Origin of the sequence: Hymenobacter sp. UYP22 (assembly GCF_040547285.1) — a bacterium.
Taxonomy (GTDB): Bacteria; Bacteroidota; Bacteroidia; order Cytophagales; family Hymenobacteraceae; genus Hymenobacter.
This window is the reverse complement of the sequence record NZ_JBEPPK010000003.1, coordinates 527,675-545,258: the sequence shown is the minus strand read 5'-3', so window position 1 is coordinate 545,258 and position 17,584 is coordinate 527,675. Positions and strand designations below refer to the sequence as shown.

Genomic DNA, 17,584 nt, shown 5'->3' with positions numbered 1-17,584 from the left:
TCCCGGCAACAGCGGGGCCAGCACCGACCACTGCGCCTCGCTCAACACATACTGCGTTTCCATCTCCCTAAATTAACTGTTCACACGCTCTAGTCATTGAGCTCCTTGTAATAGAGCAGCGCGTTGTGGGTCACTACCTGCTCGCCCGGCGTCAGGCCGCTGCTCACGTAGCTTACACCCTGGCCGGCGTGCTGCACCGCCACCGGGCGGGTTTCCACCGTGTTGTTCTTGACCACCAGCGCGTAGCGGCGGCCATTGGCAAACACTAGGCTGGCTGAAGGCACCGCCGGCAGTTGGGTGGCGTTGGTCTGGGTGAGGTGGATGCGCGCAAACATGCCGGGCTTCAACAGGTGGTCGGGGTTGGGCAGCCGCACCCGGACCTGAAGGGTTTTGCGTTCCGGGTCCAGCATGTTGAAAACCTTGTCCACGCGGCCTGCAAATTGCCGGTCGGGGTAGCTCAGCGTCCGGATTTCCACCGGCAGGCCGGGCCGCACCTTCTCTATATCCGACTGAAACACGTCGGCCAGCACCCACACTTCATCCAGGTTGGCCACCGTAAACAGGCTGCCGACCTGGCCCGGCTCGAACTGCTGGCCTTCCGTCAGGTGCTTTTCAATGACGGTGCCGGCCTGGGGCGCGCGCAAAGTGTAGTGGCCGGGGGCGGTGCCGTACACGTCGGTTTGCTTGCGCAGGCGGGTTAGCTCGGCCTGGGCTTTTTGCAGGGCGGCGCGAGCTAAATTCAGCTCCTGGTCGGAGGCCATACCGTCGGCGTGCATCTCGCTCACGGCCTCCAGCTGCACGCGCGCGGTGCCTAAGTTCACGGTGGCCTCGGTACGCTCCTGAGCCAGCCCCGCTATTTGGGCGCTGCGCAACACGGCCAACGGCTGCCCCGCCGTTACCACGTCGCCGAGGGCCACGGGCGCCTGTTCCACCACGCCACCCGCCAGGGCGTACACGGGTGTCAGGCGGTCGGCGTTGGGGCTGATGCGACCTTCCAAACGCAGTTCGGTTTGGATGGCGGCCAGCTGCACGCTGTCGGTTTGCAAAGCGGCCACGGTGGCGGCGGGCAGCTGCTGGGTGTCGGGGCGGGGCAGGGGCTCGGTGGTTTCTTCGGTGCAGCCGCTCAGGCAGAAGCTGGTAGGTAGCAGCAGCAGGGAGGAGAAATGGAATAGGCGGTTCATGGGCGTAGCTGATAAGTTGCAAGCTTACGCCCCCGGTATTAGCCTCGGGTTAGAGGTAGATTAGAAACCGATTAGAAAATGAAATTTCCGTGAATTTTCATCGGTTTTACCAAAGAAGCCCGCCTACAACACCACTTCCGCCAAGGTGCCCTGCCCCAGTCGCGACGTGATGCGCAGCTCGCCGCCGTGCAGCTGAATGATTTTGCGGGCCAGGGGCAGTCCCACCCCATGCCCCACCACATTGCGCGCCGTATCGGCTCGGAAAAATGGCTGGAAAATCTGGGGCAGGTCTTTTTCACTGATGCCGATACCCTGGTCCTGTACCCTAATGTGGCACTGTCCGGCCCGGTATTCCAACCGTACCTCCACCGGAGCGTCGGCTGGCGAGTACTTCAGGGCGTTATCGAAAAGATTGGTAAAGGCCCGGCTCAGGAGCTGGCGGTTGCCGGTAACTTCCAGGGCTTCGGCCTCTTCCGGCAACTGACCGAACACCACCTGTACCCGGCGGCGCTGCTCCGGCAGCACCGCCTCGCGGGCCTCCGATAGTAACTCATCCAGCCGGATTTTATCCGTTGCGCCGGTATTGGTTTGCGTGAGGTCGAGCAGGTTGTTAATGAGCAACTTGAGCTGCTGCAGCTCGGAGAGTACCGAGGCCAGGCCTTCCCGGTAGGCGGCCGGCTCCCGCTCCCGGTTCAGCAGCACCTGCAACTCGCCAATGGTGGCTGTCAGTGGGGTCCGGAGCTCGTGGGAGGCGTTGCTGACAAAGGTGCGCTGCGTTTCAAAACCGTCTTCCAACCGCTCCAGCATGCGGTTGAAGGTGCGGGCCAAGCGGGTTATTTCGTCCTGCTCGTGGCTGACACCGCCGTTTACGCGGAGGTGCAAATCCTGAGTGGTGATGCGGTCTACCTGGTCATTGACGGCGGCAATGGGGGCCAAGGCCTTGCCCGCAAACACCCGCCCGGCCACGTAGATCACCACCAGACTCACCACAAAAATGCTGGTCAGAATCATAATCAGGTGCTCCAGGCGGGCGGTGCCGGAGTGGTTTTCGGCGGCGGCTATGATGATAAACTGGCCCTGGTTATCGGTGTAGAACAGCCCAATGGCCTGCCGGCTACCCAGCGTGAAATACACTCGCTTCTCGGTTAGAATACGCGCCAGAATGTGGTCGGGAATGGTCACGCGGGTGTCCTGCTCAATAAACCGAGGACGGAGCTGGTCGTCGTAAATCTGGAGTACCTCGCCGTTAAGGGTGCGCAAGTACCGGCGCTGAAACTCCCGGAACGCCTCGGCCCGCAGCTCATCCTGCTCCAGAAATACGTAGCCCGTTACCTCAGCCCGGTCGCGCAGGCGCTGATGGAACTCCTCGTGGGTATAGCTGGCCAGCAGAATGTACACAGTGGTCATGGCTGCCAGCAGAATCACGGCCACCAGCCCCAGAAACAGCCACGTCAATCGGTTCCGGATGGTCATTTACCAAGAGTGAAATGGTGAAAGCTGAAGCTGTGAAGAGAATATGAGGAGCTTAAAAGAACGTCATTCTGAGCGAAGCCGGAGGCGATGTCGAAGAATCTCTACCGCAATAGTAATATTGGCCGTGAGGCAACGGAGCGGTAGAGATTCTTCGACTTCGCCTCCGGCTTCGCTCAGAATGACATTCCTTTTCTCACTTCTCACTTCTCACTTCACTCCTGCGCCCGGAGCACGTAGCCCATGCCCACCACCGTGTGAATGAGCTTACGGGGGAAGGGCTTATCCACCTTATTGCGCAGGTAGTTTACGTACACATCCACCACGTTGGAGCCAGCGTCGAAGGAGTCCTCCCACACGTCGGCGGCCAGCTCGGCGCGGCTAAGCACTCGGCCGGGGTGGCGGAGCAGCAACTCCAGCAACCCAAACTCGCGGGCGGTGAGCTTGAGCAGCTCACCAGCCCGCATAACGGTTTTGGCGGCCGAGTCCAGCGTTAGGTCCTCGAACTGCAGCACGGCGCTTTTCGCCTGCTGGCCCCGGCGGCGGGTGAGGGCCCGCACCCGGGCCACTAGCTCCGGAAAATCAAAAGGCTTCACCAGGTAGTCGTCGGCCCCGCCCCCGAAGCCGTGCAGCTTGTCCTGGGTGGTGCCCAGGGCCGTGAGCATCAGCACGGGTGTCTGCTGATCCTGGGTTCGGATGGCCTCCAGCACTTCCAGCCCGCTGAAATACGGCAGAATCACATCCAGAATTATCAGTTCGTAAGAGTGGGAGAGGGCCAGCTGCCGGCCAAAGCGGCCATCGTAGGCTACTTCCACCTCAAAGCCCTCTTCTTCCAGCCCCCGCTTAATAAACGCCGACACCTTAGGCTCATCTTCAACCAGCAGGATTTTCATGGGCAGTGGTGAAATTGTGAGATAGTGAACTTGTGATGCTGGGGCGATAGAACGTCAAGCAGAGCCGGAGGCGCAGCATCTTGCGTGCTGACGTTGCAAGGATACTCCAGACAGCAGTACGCAAGAGTTTCGTCACTGGCTCAAGGTGACACATGCTCTGTATGACATTCCATTATGTGTCTATGTGTCAGACCGCTTCCCTGTCATCCTGAGCGTAGCGAAGGACCTTATAATAGCAGAACGGCTGGTGGCGGAACGGAAAGTGCGCTAACCCAGGCAAACGTGGTAAGGTCCTTCGCTGCGCTCAGGATGACAGATTTTTCCATTCAGCTATTTAACAGTCCACCCGTTCAACTATCCACTCTAATCCTCGTCTTCGTAATCCAAGCCCAGCAGCTGGTTGAGGGCTTGCTGAATTTCGCTGGCCGCGTGCATCTGGCCGGCTTTGCGGGCCACGGAAAGGCCCTTACGGTAAACTTTTTCGGCTTCTTCGGGCTTTTCCAGCTGTTGCAGCATCTTGCCGGCGTGGTAGTACGTACCCACGTAGTCCGGATGCTCGTCGAGCAGTTTCTGGTAGTACGTCATGGCCCGTTCCGGCTCCGTAGCGCGGTATTCGGTGGCCAGCGCGTAGATGGTAAACGCGTCGGTAGGATCATCCTGGTAGAAGGCCAGGAGTTGTTGCAGGCGGCTCGGCGCAGTTTCCATGGGGCGGTAGTTTTGAGTATCTTCGCCCCAAATTTGACACTTTCTCCTAGTATCTTCCATATAAGCAGCCGTAGATGAAGTTTCTCGTTTGCATCAGCAACGTACCCGACACGACCACCAAGATTACGTTTACTCCTGACAATAAGGAGTTTAACAAGGCTGGCGTACAGTTCGTGATAAATCCGTGGGATGAGTATGCACTCACTCGCGCCATTGAGCTGAAAGAAGCCCAAGGTGGCGGCACCGTAACGGTACTCAACGTAGGGGAGGCCGATACTGAGCCTAACATCCGCAAGGCCTTGGCCATCGGGGCCGACGACGCCATCCGCGTGAATGCCCACCCCAAGGATGCCTTTTTCGTGGCCCAGCAGATTGCCAGCATTGCCAAGGATGGCGGCTACGACGTGATTCTGATGGGTAAGGAAAGCATCGACTACAACGGCTTCCAGGTGCACGGCATGGTAGGTGAGCTGCTTGGCATCCCCACGGTGGCCCCGGCCATGAAGCTAGATATGAGCGGCAACACCGCCACGCTGGAACGTGAAATCGAAGGCGGCAAAGAAATTGTGGAGGTGAATGCGCCTTTTGTGGCTTCCTGCCAGCAGCCAATGTGTGAGCCCCGCATTCCCAACATGCGCGGTATCATGACGGCCCGCACCAAGCCCCTGAAAGTAGTGGAGCCCACCGCCGACGCAGCCCGCACCGAGGTGGCCGCCTATGCGCTACCCCCCGCTAAGCAAGGGGTGAAGCTCATCCCGGCCGAAAGCGCCGGCGAGCTTATCAAGCTGCTCCGCAACGAAGCCAAGGTGATTTAGTAATTGGTATGTAGTACTGAGTAGTTAGATGCACTGCTACTCACTTTGCTACCAATTTTCAAAAACTGCTGAGTAGTATGCGGGACTTTTTTCTGTCTCAATACCAACTACTCACTTCTCAATACTAAAAAAATGTCTGTACTAGTAGTTGTTGAATGTGACGGCGGCGAGGTAAAGAAATCCTCGCTTGAGGTGGCCTCCTACGGCAGCCAGGTAGCCCAGATGCTGGGTACTACGGCTACGGCGGTAGCCGTGGGCGAAGCCACCGAGGCTAACTTGGCCAAGCTGGGTGAGCAGGGCATCACCAAAGTGCTGCACGATGCCGAGCCCCGCCTGAAGGATTTTGTGAACGGTGCTTACACCAAGCTGATTGCCGCCGCTGCGCAGAAAGAGGACGCCAAGGTAATTGTGTTGGCCAACTCCAACATAGGTGCCTCGGTTGGCTCGCGCCTGTCAATTCGGTTGCAGGCCAGCATTGCCACCAACGTGGTTGAACTGCCCAAAACCGACGGCGGCTCGTTCACGGTGAAGCGCGGGGCCTTCTCGGGCAAAGCCTTCGCTGATGTGAAGCTGGACGGCGAACGGAAAATTATTGCCGTTAAAAAGAACTCCATCGAAGCCCTGCACGAGGCTGGCAAAACCGCTCAGGTAGAATCCTTCTCGGCCCAGCTCTCGGATGCTGATTTTGCCGATGCTCCCAAGCAGGTAGTGATGCAGGACCAGGCCGGCGGCATTCTATTGCCCGAAGCCGACAAAGTGGTGTCGGGTGGCCGCGGCATGAAAGGCCCGGAAAACTGGGGCCTCATTGAGGACCTCGCGAAGGCGCTGGGTGCGGCCACGGCCTGCTCCAAGCCGGTGTCGGACGTGGATTGGCGCCCCCACCACGAGCACGTAGGCCAAACGGGCATCACCGTGTCGCCGAACCTGTACATTGCCTGCGGTATTTCGGGTGCCATCCAGCACCTGGCCGGTGTGAACTCGAGCAAGGTTATCGTGGTCATCAACAAAGACCCCGAGGCTCCCTTCTTCAAAGCTGCCGACTATGGTATTGTAGGGGACGTGTTCGACGTGTTGCCCAAATTGACCCAGGCGGTAAAAGAGCTGAATTAAGGTGATGTAAATGTGCACACTATAGGAAAAGCCTCCACGCAATTCCGGTAGTGTGCACATTTTTCACAACCTTCACCTACGCACATTCACCTAGACTCTAGTGAAAAAAATACCGCTCGAAATCCTGGGCCTTTCCTCCAGCCAGTCGCAGTCGGGCTCCTTCGCGCTTATTCTGGGCGAGAAGACGGGTAACCGGCGTTTGCCCATCATCATTGGCATGTTTGAGGCGCAAAGCATTGCTATTCAGATTGAGAAGATTAATCCGAACCGCCCGCTTACCCACGACCTGTTCAAGTCGTTTGCCGAGCAGGTACACGTGGCCGTGCTGGAAGTCCTGATTTCCGACCTGAAAGAAGGCGTATTCTATTCCAAAATCGTGTGCTCCGATGGGGCTACCACCTTTGAGCTGGATTCCCGTCCTTCCGATGCCATTGCCATCGGTCTGCGGTTTGGAGTGCCCATTTTCACAGTGGAAAGCGTGCTCAGTGAAGCCGGCATCATTCTATCGGACCTGGATGAAAACGCCGAGGATTCGGACGAGGATGATGACGACGATGAGGACGATGATGCCGGCGACCGGCCGGCCCCGGCGCCTGCTGAACCCCGGGAGCCCAGCGGCCAAGTGTCGTTGGATGAGCTGACCAAGATGCTGGCTCAGGCACTGGAGCGCGAGGACTACGAGAAAGCCGCCAAAATCCGCGACGAACTAAACAAGCGTAACGGCTAATCATGCCCGCAGACCAGAATACTGGTCAGTGAACCGCTTGGAACAAGCCAAAGCCCCGGCAGCTACTAGTAGCTGCCGGGGCTTTGGCTTGTAACTGCTAGGCCCATTTGCGTTCAGTCGTTGACTAAAATTGTCTTAGCCCTGGCGGTTTCAAGCACTCTGGTAGAGACTAGGAAGGGCTGCGGGTCTTTAAATAGGCCAGATTTGGGCTTTATTGAATACGGGCACAGTTCCCTTCCTCTACTAGAAACGGAAGCCGCCGTACCTTGCCACCCTCACTTGTTGCTATTCCTCGCATTATGGAAACTTCTGCCACTCCCGACCTGCGCTACCCCATTGGGCACGCGGTGCTACCTGATGAAACGCTGGACCGCGGCGCCCGCACGGCGTACATGGCCCAAATTGCCACCCTCCCCGACCAAGTGCGGGCAGCCGTGGCCGGCCTCACGCCCGAGCAGTTGGATACGCCTTACCGCCCCAACGGCTGGACGGTACGCCAGCTCGTCCACCATTTGCCCGACTCCCACCTGAACGCGTACACCCGTTTTCGGCTGGCTCTTACGGAGGACAACCCCACCATTAAGCCCTACGATGAAGCCGCCTGGGCCGAGCTACCCGACGTAGCCGCCACGCCCCCCGCCGTATCGTTGGCGCTGCTGGAGGCATTGCACATCCGCTGGGTGAAACTGTTGCGGGGTATGGAGGAGGCACAATGGCAGCGCACGTACTTTCATCCTGAATCTAAGCGCACTTTTACGCTCGATCAAGTGCTGGTATTGTATGCCTGGCACGGCCGCCACCACCTGGCCCATATTGCCAACCTGGTGCACCGGGAAGGCTGGAGACGGTAGGGTGGTAGAGAAGTAAAAGGTAGAAAGTAAAAAGTCAAAGCGCATACGAGCCCCAACATAGGTTTCGTATGCGCTTTGACTTTTTACTTTCTGCCTTTTACTTAAATGTTAATGGCTTCGTCGGTAGTGGCGGCGGCGAGGCCACCATCGGTTTCGTCATCCACTTTTTTGGCGGCGCGTACTAGGCTGCTGCTGAAGATGAACTCCTTAAGCTCGGGGACTTGGGCGTTCAAAATCTCATCCTTGTTGCCGTCCCAGAGTTTCTGGCCTTTGTAGAGGAAGATGATATGGTCCCCGATTTCAACCACAGAGTTCATATCGTGGGTTACAACTACGGTGGTAATGCCGTACTCGTGGGTTATTTCGTGGATGAGTTCATCGATTTTGATGCTGGTGAGCGGGTCGAGGCCGGAATTCGGTTCGTCGCAGAACAGGTAGGTGCAGTTGGGCGCAATGGCCCGGGCAATGCCTACCCGCTTCTTCATACCGCCCGATATTTCGGAGGGCATTTTGGTGCCGGCGTTTTCCAGGCCCACCCGTTTCAGGCAGAACTCTACCCGGTCGCGGCGCTCCTCGCGGCTCATTTCCGGGGCCAGCATCTTCAGGGGAAACTCCACGTTCTCGTACACCGTCATCGAGTCGAACAAAGCCGAACCCTGAAACAGCATCCCAATCTTGCGGCGAATTTCCTGGCGGATCTGCACCTTATTGTTCGTAAAAACGGTGCCATCAAAGGTGATGCTGCCTAAGTCCGGCTTCATTAGGCCCACAATGCACTGTAGCAGCACCGATTTACCTGTACCGGAGCCGCCCAGCAGCAGGTTGCACTTGCCCGTTTCAAACGTGCAGGTGATGCCTTTTAGCACTTGGTTCCCGTTGAAAGACTTCTGAACGTTATGAACTTCAATCATTTTTTGGAGGAGCTAGGAGAAAGAAGCCAGAGGGGGAAGAAATAGGAGGTAAAAGAAGCTGCGCTGTCTTACGTCCTAGCCCCAACCTTCAGGTTCTCCATTACAGAAGAATAGCTGCCAGGGCAAAGTCGGCCACCAGAATGGCAATAATGGAGTTGTTTACGGCCGTGGTGCTGGCATTGCCCACTTCCAGGGCGCCGCCCTCGGTGTAGAAACCCTTGAAGGAAGAAATGGCCGACACCAGAAAGGCAAACACCACTGATTTGATGAGGGCAAACACGATGTTGTAGGGAATAAAATCGGTGCGAATCCCTTCGATGTATTCCTGCGCCGACAGCGCCCCGGTGAGTGAGCCCGCCAGGTAGCCCCCAATAATGGACAGCGCCATGGCCAGAATCACGAGCAGCGGAAACATGAGCATGGAGGCCAGAATACGCGGGAATACCAGGTAAGAAGCCGAGTTGATGCCCATGACCTCCAAGGCCGAAACCTGCTCGGTGATGCGCATGGTGCCCAGGCCACCGGCAATGCTGGAGCCCACTTTGCCGGCCAGCACAATGCTGGTGATGGTGGGCGCCAGCTCCAGAATGGTCATTTCGCGCACCATGTACCCGATGGTGCTTTTCGGGATGAGGGGGTTGGTGAGGTTATAGGCAATCTGCACGCAGGTTACCGCCCCAATGAAGGCCGAGACAATGGCAACAATAAAAATAGAGTTGATGCCAATGATAATGCACTCATCCAAGGTGCGTTGCCAGAGCACCGCTAGGCGCTCTTTCCGCGTGAGCATACTCTGGATGAAGAGCAGGAATTCACCGAATGATTTGACCATACAAACAAAAAACAAAAGGAAAAGCGAAACTTGCGGCTTCTACACAGAAACGGTCAGCCGGCCAGCCTGCATAACCGCTGTGCTTACGTAAGAACCGCTTCAGCAATCAAAGGAATGCAAAAAAATATCGTTGTTACGGGAGGTACTAAAGGAATTGGGCGGGCCCTGGTGTTTCGGTTTCTGCGGGCCGGCTACCCGGTAGTTACCTGCGCCCGTTCCGCTGCCGACTTGGATGCCCTGCAAACGGCTGCCGCCGACCTAGTTCCTGGGGCCGTGTTGCACACCCACGCCGCCGACCTGAGCCAGCGCCCCGAAACGGTGCGCTTTACGGAGTTAGTGAACAGCCTGGGCCCGGTGGAAGTGCTCATCAACAATACGGGCTCTTTTATTCCCGGAAGGTTGCAGGATGAACCCCTGGACGGCTCGCAGTTGCGCCGGATGCTGGATGTAAACCTGCTCAGTGCTTACGATGTTACCCAGGCTCTGCTGCCGGGGCTGCTGGCTCAGCGTAGTGGCTACATCTTCAACATCTGCTCCACGGCCAGCACCACGGCCTACCCCAACGGCGGCTCCTACGGCATTGCCAAGCATGCCCTGCTAGGCTTCACCCGTAACCTGCGCGAGGAGCTGAAAGATGCGGGTATCCGGGTAACGGCGGTGCTGCCGGGCGCTACCCTCACCGCCAGCTGGGAAGGCGTGGACCTACCCGCTGAGCGGTTTATCCGGGCCGAGGACGTAGCCGATGCTATTTTTGGAGCCTTTTCCCTGTCGTCGCAGGCGGTGGTGGAGGAGTTGCTGATTCGGCCGCAGCTCGGGGATATTTAAGCCCGTTATTCAGCCTGCACCTTGCCCTTACCGGTGGTTTTTAACTCCAGCTGGGTTGGGGTGGGTAGGGTGTAGAATATGGTGCCGGTGCCCGCATGCGTACCCGCCAGTAGCCCCGTGGCGCGTGCGTGCAGATTGCCGTTGCTATCAAAATTGGTGCGCAGATAGAGGTTTTGCACCGGAAAATCGGCTGCGTGTAGGCTGCCACTACCCCCCAGCGTGTGGTGCAGCTCCTGAGAAGAACCCGTTAGGTACATGTCGCCCAACTCATATTGGCTCATGCCCACGTACTGGCTGTGGAGGTTGAGCCGGTAGTCGCCGGAGCCGATGAGGTGGAAGAAAATGGTGTCCTGACTAAACAGGCCCTCCGTGCGGACGTCGGCCTGCCCGCGCAGGAACGTGCTGGTAACGCGGGGGGTGTGCAGCCGTACTTCGCGGGGGGTGTTGTAGCGGCGCACCCAATTGCAGCGGCTGGTATTGCGGATAAGTAGCTCGTCGCCTTTGACTTCGAGGCGAATATCGTCCTGCAGATTCTTGCCTGCCCGCACTTCGGCGTAGGTTTCAGCATCCTGCACCAACGTAACCTGCACGTTGTCGTAGGTGGTGAGTACCCGGAAGGGCAGCAGGCTGCGGCGCTCCGTAATGATGCTGCCGGTACTGGTGAAGCAGCCCGCTTCGTTTTCCTTGCTGCAGGCGGGGAGCAGTAGGGTAGTGAGGCCCGTAAGTAGCAGGCCGCGCAAAACCCGGCCGGGCCCGCTAACTTGCACGCGTATTTCCAACCATCTCATATCTAAACTCGGACCTATGGACCTCAACGGCAAGGTAGCCATTATCACAGGCGTCAGCAAAGGTATTGGCCGGGCCGCCGTGGAGGTGCTGCTGGCCAAGGGTATGCACGTAGCCGGCTGGGGCCGCACCGCCCCCGACGACTTCAAGCACCCGCGCTTCCACTTCATCAAGTGCGATATTCGCAAGGAAGTCGAGGTGCAGAAAGCCTACGAAGCTACGGTGAAAGCCGCCGGCCCAGAAATTCATGTGCTGGTAAACAACGCCGGCCTGGGCAACTTCGGCCCCATTGATGGTTTCTCCTCGGAGGCCTGGCACCAGATGTTCGATACCAACGTGCACGGGCTGTTTTACTGCACCCGTGCCGTGCTGCCCGCCATGAAAAAGCAGAAGCTGGGCCATATCATCAACGTGGCCTCGTTGGCGGGCACCGCGGGCACGGCCAACCTGGCCGGCTACTGCGCCACCAAATATGCCGTGCGCGGCTTTTCCGATGCGCTGTTTAAGGAAGTGCGCCCCCAGGGGGTGCGCGTCACCTGCGTGATGCCTGGTTCGGTGGAAACCAATTTCAACGGGCAGGAGCCCGGCCAGGAACCCGACCCACACAAAATGCAGCCCGAGGACATTGCCGCCGCCATCGTGCACGCGCTGGAAGCTCCCCAAACCGTTATGATATCGGAGCTGCAAATGCGGCCGACGTTAGTGAAGTAAAGACAACCTATCTGTCATCCTGAGTGGAGCGAAGGACCTTACCACGTCAGAACAACATCACCTGACAGTACTTCTGACGTGGTAAGGTCCTTCGCTCCACTCAGGATGACAGAATTTGCGTGTAACTCATCACATGGTAGAAATAACTAATCTGACCAAAACCTTCGGCCCGCAAACGGCCGTGGATAATATTAGCTTCACGGCGGGTAAAGGGGAAATCTTGGGGTTTCTGGGCCCGAATGGGGCGGGCAAATCCACGACCATGAAAATTGCCACCGGCTATTTGCCGCCCTCGGCCGGCACGGTGGTGGTAAATGGCTTCGATGTGCAGACCGATCCGCTGGAAGTGCGCCGCCGGGTGGGCTATCTGCCCGAGCATAACCCGCTGTACCTGGATATGTACGTGCACGAGTACCTCGAATTTATTGGCTCGGTGCACGGGCTGGGCGGCAGCGCGCTGCGGCAGCGGGTGCATCAGCTGGTGGATAGGGTAGGGTTGGGCCGGGAGCAGAACAAGCAAATTGGCGCCCTTTCGAAGGGCTACCGCCAGCGCGTGGGCCTGGCCCAGGCACTGTTGCACGACCCCGGCGTGCTCATCCTCGACGAGCCTACCACTGGCCTGGACCCCAACCAGATTGGCGAAATCCGCAGCCTGATCCGGGAGTTGGGGCAGGATAAGACCGTCATCTTCAGCACCCACATTCTGCCCGAGGTGGAAGCTCTGTGCAGCCGCGCCGTCATCATCAACCGGGGCCGCCTCGTGGCCGACTCGCCCGTGGCGGAGCTGGGGGCCCGTGCCGCCGGCGAAACTATTATCCGCGCCGAGTTTGAACAGGCCATTGACGTGGCTCCACTGCGCGCTTTGCCCGGGGTTAAGGCCGTGGACGCCGAAGCCGGCCACACCTACCGCATCCGGGCCCGCGCCGGCTCCGACCAGCGCGGGGCTATTTCCCGCCTCGCCGCCGTCCAGGGTTGGGTGCTGCTGGGTCTGCGCCAGGAAGAGCAGAGCTTGGAGCAGGTATTCCAGGAGCTGACTAAATGAATGTGTTGCATGTGAAAGATGTGAGGTAATGTGCTGTCTTATTTCCCTCATTTTTCAAACGTCTTCCCACATTCTCCGCATTCCGCACATTTTGCATATTACCTAATGCTAGCAATACTTCGCAAAGAATTCAACAGCTTCCTGAACTCGCCCGTGGCCTATGTAGTGCTGGGTGTGTTTCTGGTGGCTACCGGTTTGTTCGTGTGGGTTTTCCCGGACAGCTCGGTGCTTGATTATGGGTTTGCCGACTTGCAAACCCTGTTCAGCACTGCGCCCTGGATTTTCCTGTTTCTGATTCCGGCCCTTACCATGCGCACGTTTGCCGAGGAGAAGAAGGCTGGTACCATGGAGCTGCTGCTTACCCGCCCCCTCACCGACGGCCAAATTATCGGGGGCAAGTACCTGGCTTGCCTGCTGCTGGCCCTGCTGGCGCTGGTGCCCACGCTGCTGTACTACTACTCAGTGTACCAGTTGGGTAACCCCGTGGGTAACATCGATTCGGCTGCTACGGTGGGCTCCTATTTGGGCCTCACGCTGCTGGCGGCGGTATTTGCGGCCATTGGTGTATTTGCCTCAGCCCTCACCCGCGACCAAATCATTGCTTTCCTAGCGGCCGTGGTGGGTTGCTTCTTGGTGTACTCCGGCTTTGATTCGCTGGCTTCGGTATTTGATGGAAGCGCGGCTTACTACATCGGACAGCTTGGAATTGCTGCCCATTACCGCGACCTAAGCAAAGGCCTCGTTGATTCCCGCGACTTGGTCTATTTTCTTAGTCTGATTGCGGGCTGCTTGCTGGCTACGCGGCTGGTGCTGCAAAGCCGCAATTGGTAGGCTGTGTTACGCTGTTAGCCGCTGGCTGATGGTCGTTAGTCTTTAGAAAAATGAGTGGTTGGCCGTTGGTTGGAATGGTCAGTCCTTCGCATAAAATACAATTCGCAAGTGAGCATAGAACACCAGCCCATAGCTACTACTCCCCAGCTACCAGCTACTCCGCCGGCCGCACCCCGCAAACGCCGCGACTTGACGCGCTTTGGAGCGGTGCTGCTGGGGCTGCTGCTGCTCAACTTCTTCGGCAGCCTGTTCTTCTTCCGCCTCGACCTCACGGAGGAGAAGCGCTACACTATGTCGGGGGCCACCAAAACGCTCCTTTCCGGCCTGAAGCAGCCCGTAACGGTAACAGTATACCTGGACGGGGACTTCCCGCCGGCCTTTCGGCGCCTGCAACAGGCCGTGCGCGAAAACCTAAACGAAATGCAGGTCTACAGCGGCTCCAATCTGCACTACGTGTTCGTGGACCCCTCCGCCGCCGGTACCGAGAAAGCCCGCAACGACTACTATCAAACCCTATTTAAAAAGGGCCTGAGCCCCACCAATCTGGGGGCCAACGAAAATGGCAAGCGGGTGGAGAAGATCATCTTCCCCTGGGCTGTAGTATCGGCGGGTGGCAAGGAGCAAAATGTGCTGCTGCTGCGCGGCAACCAAGCTGCCCCCTCCGATGTGCGCCTCAACCAGAGCATTGAGGGGCTGGAATACGAGCTGGCCTCAGCCATCCGCAAGCTCACGCCCGGGCAGCGCAAACGCATTGGGGTAGTAGAAGGCCACGGCGAACTAAGCAACGCCGAAGCAGGCGACCTGATTGGCTCCCTGAGCCAGAACTACGACGTGTTCCGGGTGAACCTAGCCCAGTCGCGCCCCGAGGCCCTGAAAACGCTCAGTGCCTTGGTAGTGGCCAAGCCAGCCGACGCCTATACCGAGCCCGAGAAGTTTAAGCTTGATCAGTTCATCACCCGGGGCGGCAACGCGCTGTTCTTCGTGGACGCCATGCGCGTAAACCTCGACAGCGCCAACCGCGGCGGCATGCTGTCCTTCCCGTTGTCCCTGAACCTGGAGGATTTACTGTTCAAATACGGTGTGCGCATCAACCCCGACCTGCTGCTCGACCTCAACTCCGGCGTAATTCCGCTGGTAACGGGCATGACGGGCAACAAGCCCAAGGTGGAGCCCATGCCCTGGCAGTTTTATCCGCTCATCAACAAGTTCAGCTCGCACCCTATCACTCGCAACCTCGATGCGGTGTACACCAAATTCGTGAGCAGCATGGATACGGTGAAGGCCACCGGCATCCGCAAAACGCCCTTGCTGTTCACCTCCCGCTATACTCGCGTGCTGCCCGCTCCCGTGCCCATCAACCTCAACGATGCCCGCCTGGAGCCCAACGCCAAGCTTTATACTTCCCAGTTTAAGCCAGTTGGTTACCTGCTCGAAGGTCAGTTCAGCTCCCTCTACGCCAACCGTGCCGAGCCCGGCACCACCAACTTCCAGTCTCCCACGCCCACCGGCGCCAAGCCCGCCAAGGTGCTGGTTGTTTCTGATGGCGACTTTGTGCGCAACGACGTGGACCCCAAAACTGGCCGGCCCTTCCGCCTGGGCTTCGACCGCCTCGCCCGCACCGAGTTTGCCAACCGGGAGTTAATCCTGAACGCCGTGGACTACATGCTCGACGAATCGGGCCTGATTGCCGTGCGCGGCAAGCAAATCACCCTGCGCCCCCTCGACAAGCTGCGGGTAGTGGAGGAGCGCCGCCGCTGGCAGCTGCTGAACATGGGCGCGCCGCTGGTGCTGCTGGCCCTGTTCGGGGCCGTGCGCGCCTGGCGACGCAAGCGCCGGTACGCGCGGTTTTAACAGGAACTTGAAACGGCAGGTAGATTATGGACGAGAATCGTGTAATTACTTATACCCCCCCGGAAGAGGATCAGGACAGCTTCCGTCCCTCTTACTCCTTCCGCATTGATGATCATGGGATCAAACGCGAGGGATTCGCTTTGTTGCCGTGGCAGGACGTGCAGCGCATTCGGGCCTGGGAGACGGCCGGAGATGGTGACTGGGGCTTTGATGAGTTTATTGGATTAGAAATAACATATACAAATGGGTACCAACTGCGACTCACAGATGCACATAGCGGACGCTCGGAATTTATGCTGTTATATAGGTTACACGATTGTTTGAGGTGGTTCTTACCCACCATTTCTCCAGACTGGAGACAAGAGGTCTGGGCAGATTACCAGCGCCACTACCGCCGCCAGCAGTGGCTGGGATTTTTCTGGTGGCGTTGGTATCCGAACAAGCCTGTGATTTTTAGGAAGTAAAGCCAATGACCTTGCACTCCAATGCTAGAGTTTCTATTCGAAGCCATTCTTGCGCCCTTATTTGGGGAGCTGTTTAACTGGCTGCTATTCAAGCCCATCGGGATAATGTACATGCTCATTCGGTACCGTGGCAGCGCCCGGCGGCGGCAGGTGCTGGCACATGAGTACGAGAACGAATACTCCAACGTGGGTAAAATAGTCGTGTTAAACACTGTAATTGCTGTGTTGGCTGCCTCAGTTGCAGGATTACTTTTGATGATACCCGTAGTAATCATTCAGGGTTGGCTTAACAAATAAGGCGCTATCTGAACATCGACACCGCTAGGAACCCGCTGCCTGTTCCGTATCTTTGCCCTCTACCCAACCAAGCCCGAAACGACTCTTCCGTATGAAATTTATCGTCTCGTCTTCCGCCCTGCTCAAGCAGCTCCAGAGCATAAACGGCGTGGTTACGAACAACCCCGTGGTGCCTATTCTGGAGAACTTCCTCTTCGAAATTGAGGACGGCAAGCTGACGATTACCGCCTCCGACCTGGAGACCAGCATGATGACGGAGCTGCCCGTGGAAGCCCGCGAAACCGGCCGCATTGCCGCCCCCGCCCGCATCCTGCTCGATACCCTGAAAAACCTGCCCGACCAGCCCGTGACCTTCACCCTGGACGAGGAAACCTACACCATCGAAATTGCCAGCAGCAACGGCCGCTACAAGCTGGCCGGCGAAAACGCCACCGATTTTCCCCGCGTGCCGGTGGTAAAAGGCTCGGCTCCGGTTGAAATTCCTTCTACCTCGCTGGCCCGGGCCATCAACAAAACCATCTTCGCGGTGAGCACCGACGAGCTGCGCCCCGCCATGACCGGCATTCTGGTGCAGCTGGCCGATAACCAGGTAACCTTCGTGGCCACCGACGGCCACCGCCTGCTGCGCTACCGCCGCTCCGACGTGGGCGCGGGCCAGACCTCGAACATCATCATTCCGCGCAAAGCCTTCAACCTGCTGAAGGGCGCGCTGCCCTCCGAGGCTACTACCGTGCGCATGGAATTCAACAATTCCAACGCCTTCTTCTCCTTCAACCAGATGCGCCTCGTGTGCCGCCTGATTGATGAGCGCTACCCCGATTACGAAAACGTAATTCCGGTGAGCAACCCCAACAAGCTCATCATCAGCCGCCAGGAAATCCTGAACTCGGTAAAGCGCATCAGCATCTACTCCAACAAAACTACCCACCAGGTGCGCCTGCGCCTGGCCGGTTCGGAGCTGACGGTTTCGGCCGAAGACCTCGATTTCTCGAACGAAGCCAACGAGAAGCTGGCCTGCCAGTACGACGGCGAGGATATGGAAATCGGCTTCAACGCTAAGTTCCTGCAGGAAATGCTCAGCAACATTGACTCCGAGGAAATTACCCTGGAGCTGAGCACCCCCAACCGCGCCGGCCTGCTCATGCCCACCCTCGCCGACGACAACGAAAGCATCCTGATGCTGGTAATGCCGGTGATGCTGAACAACTACGTTTAATCACGGATTTAGACGGATTTACCGGATTGCGCGGATTCGTTCTGCTATCCGGTAAATCCGTCTTTT

18 protein-coding genes are annotated in these 17,584 nt (G+C 58.0%); 11 read left to right on the top strand and 7 right to left on the bottom strand.

Going from position 1 to position 17,584, the window contains the following annotated elements; translation table 11 throughout:
- Nucleotides 1-89: 89 nt before the first annotated feature.
- The 4 genes from ABIB60_RS08555 to ABIB60_RS08540 form a co-directional block, all read right to left on the bottom strand.
- Nucleotides 90-1,181 (bottom strand): efflux RND transporter periplasmic adaptor subunit, encoded by a 1,092-nt coding sequence (locus ABIB60_RS08555; protein ID WP_354579160.1) that lies wholly within the window; start codon nucleotides 1,179-1,181, stop codon nucleotides 90-92.
- A 123-nt stretch (nucleotides 1,182-1,304) separates the two neighbouring features.
- Nucleotides 1,305-2,654, bottom strand: a complete 1,350-nt coding sequence (locus tag ABIB60_RS08550) for a sensor histidine kinase (protein WP_354579159.1) — start codon at nucleotides 2,652-2,654, stop codon at nucleotides 1,305-1,307.
- Nucleotides 2,655-2,866: 212 nt separating this feature from the next.
- Nucleotides 2,867-3,544: a response regulator gene (locus ABIB60_RS08545; protein ID WP_354579158.1), complete on the bottom strand. Its 678-nt coding sequence runs from the start codon at nucleotides 3,542-3,544 to the stop codon at nucleotides 2,867-2,869.
- Between the two features lie 363 nt (nucleotides 3,545-3,907).
- Nucleotides 3,908-4,249, bottom strand: coding sequence for a tetratricopeptide repeat protein (locus ABIB60_RS08540; protein ID WP_354579156.1), 342 nt, complete (start codon nucleotides 4,247-4,249; stop codon nucleotides 3,908-3,910).
- 74 nt (nucleotides 4,250-4,323) lie between these two features.
- Here ABIB60_RS08540 and ABIB60_RS08535 point away from each other — a divergent pair, with 74 nt between their 5' ends.
- From ABIB60_RS08535 to ABIB60_RS08520, 4 genes are all read left to right on the top strand, one after another.
- A complete protein-coding gene (locus ABIB60_RS08535; RefSeq protein WP_354579155.1) occupies nucleotides 4,324-5,064 on the top strand; it encodes an electron transfer flavoprotein subunit beta/FixA family protein in 741 nt (246 codons plus the stop codon).
- A gap of 132 nt (nucleotides 5,065-5,196) precedes the next feature.
- Nucleotides 5,197-6,174, top strand: coding sequence for an electron transfer flavoprotein subunit alpha/FixB family protein (locus ABIB60_RS08530; RefSeq protein ID WP_354579154.1), 978 nt, complete (start codon nucleotides 5,197-5,199; stop codon nucleotides 6,172-6,174).
- Between the two features lie 100 nt (nucleotides 6,175-6,274).
- Nucleotides 6,275-6,901: a bifunctional nuclease family protein gene (locus ABIB60_RS08525; RefSeq protein WP_354579152.1), complete on the top strand. Its 627-nt coding sequence runs from the start codon at nucleotides 6,275-6,277 to the stop codon at nucleotides 6,899-6,901.
- A 299-nt stretch (nucleotides 6,902-7,200) separates the two neighbouring features.
- On the top strand, nucleotides 7,201-7,752 hold the full coding sequence (locus ABIB60_RS08520) for a YfiT family bacillithiol transferase (RefSeq protein WP_354579151.1): 552 nt from the start codon (nucleotides 7,201-7,203) through the stop codon (nucleotides 7,750-7,752).
- 101 nt (nucleotides 7,753-7,853) lie between these two features.
- Here ABIB60_RS08520 and ABIB60_RS08515 read toward each other — a convergent pair whose 3' ends face one another.
- Both ABIB60_RS08515 and ABIB60_RS08510 read right to left on the bottom strand, forming a co-directional pair.
- Nucleotides 7,854-8,663: an ABC transporter ATP-binding protein gene (locus ABIB60_RS08515; RefSeq protein WP_354579150.1), complete on the bottom strand. Its 810-nt coding sequence runs from the start codon at nucleotides 8,661-8,663 to the stop codon at nucleotides 7,854-7,856.
- Between the two features lie 100 nt (nucleotides 8,664-8,763).
- Nucleotides 8,764-9,495, bottom strand: a complete 732-nt coding sequence (locus tag ABIB60_RS08510) for an MlaE family ABC transporter permease (protein WP_315996646.1) — start codon at nucleotides 9,493-9,495, stop codon at nucleotides 8,764-8,766.
- Nucleotides 9,496-9,609: 114 nt separating this feature from the next.
- Here ABIB60_RS08510 and ABIB60_RS08505 point away from each other — a divergent pair, with 114 nt between their 5' ends.
- Nucleotides 9,610-10,320 carry an SDR family oxidoreductase gene (locus ABIB60_RS08505; protein ID WP_354579148.1) on the top strand — a complete coding sequence of 237 codons (711 nt, stop codon included), beginning with the start codon at nucleotides 9,610-9,612 and terminating at the stop codon, nucleotides 10,318-10,320.
- Nucleotides 10,321-10,325: 5 nt separating this feature from the next.
- On the opposite strand, the gene ABIB60_RS08500 is transcribed toward ABIB60_RS08505, so the two are convergent.
- Nucleotides 10,326-11,108: a GIN domain-containing protein gene (locus ABIB60_RS08500; RefSeq protein ID WP_354579146.1), complete on the bottom strand. Its 783-nt coding sequence runs from the start codon at nucleotides 11,106-11,108 to the stop codon at nucleotides 10,326-10,328.
- 16 nt (nucleotides 11,109-11,124) lie between these two features.
- Between ABIB60_RS08500 and ABIB60_RS08495 the strand changes: the two genes are divergently transcribed.
- The 6 genes from ABIB60_RS08495 (at nucleotide 11,125) to dnaN (ending at nucleotide 17,518) form a co-directional block, all read left to right on the top strand.
- Nucleotides 11,125-11,817: an SDR family oxidoreductase gene (locus ABIB60_RS08495; protein WP_354579145.1), complete on the top strand. Its 693-nt coding sequence runs from the start codon at nucleotides 11,125-11,127 to the stop codon at nucleotides 11,815-11,817.
- A 133-nt stretch (nucleotides 11,818-11,950) separates the two neighbouring features.
- The gene (gene gldA, locus ABIB60_RS08490; RefSeq protein ID WP_354579143.1) at nucleotides 11,951-12,859 is read left to right on the top strand and encodes a gliding motility-associated ABC transporter ATP-binding subunit GldA; all 909 of its coding nucleotides are present in this window, start codon (nucleotides 11,951-11,953) and stop codon (nucleotides 12,857-12,859) included.
- A gap of 105 nt (nucleotides 12,860-12,964) precedes the next feature.
- Nucleotides 12,965-13,690 (top strand): gliding motility-associated ABC transporter permease subunit GldF, encoded by a 726-nt coding sequence (gene gldF / locus ABIB60_RS08485; protein ID WP_354579141.1) that lies wholly within the window; start codon nucleotides 12,965-12,967, stop codon nucleotides 13,688-13,690.
- A gap of 108 nt (nucleotides 13,691-13,798) precedes the next feature.
- Entirely contained in the window at nucleotides 13,799-15,541 is a 1,743-nt protein-coding gene (gene gldG, locus ABIB60_RS08480) for a gliding motility-associated ABC transporter substrate-binding protein GldG (protein ID WP_354579139.1), read from the top strand.
- A 26-nt stretch (nucleotides 15,542-15,567) separates the two neighbouring features.
- Nucleotides 15,568-16,005: a hypothetical protein gene (locus ABIB60_RS08475; RefSeq protein ID WP_354579137.1), complete on the top strand. Its 438-nt coding sequence runs from the start codon at nucleotides 15,568-15,570 to the stop codon at nucleotides 16,003-16,005.
- 388 nt (nucleotides 16,006-16,393) lie between these two features.
- The gene (gene dnaN, locus ABIB60_RS08470) at nucleotides 16,394-17,518 is read left to right on the top strand and encodes a DNA polymerase III subunit beta (RefSeq protein ID WP_354579135.1); all 1,125 of its coding nucleotides are present in this window, start codon (nucleotides 16,394-16,396) and stop codon (nucleotides 17,516-17,518) included.
- Nucleotides 17,519-17,584 lie beyond the last annotated feature (66 nt).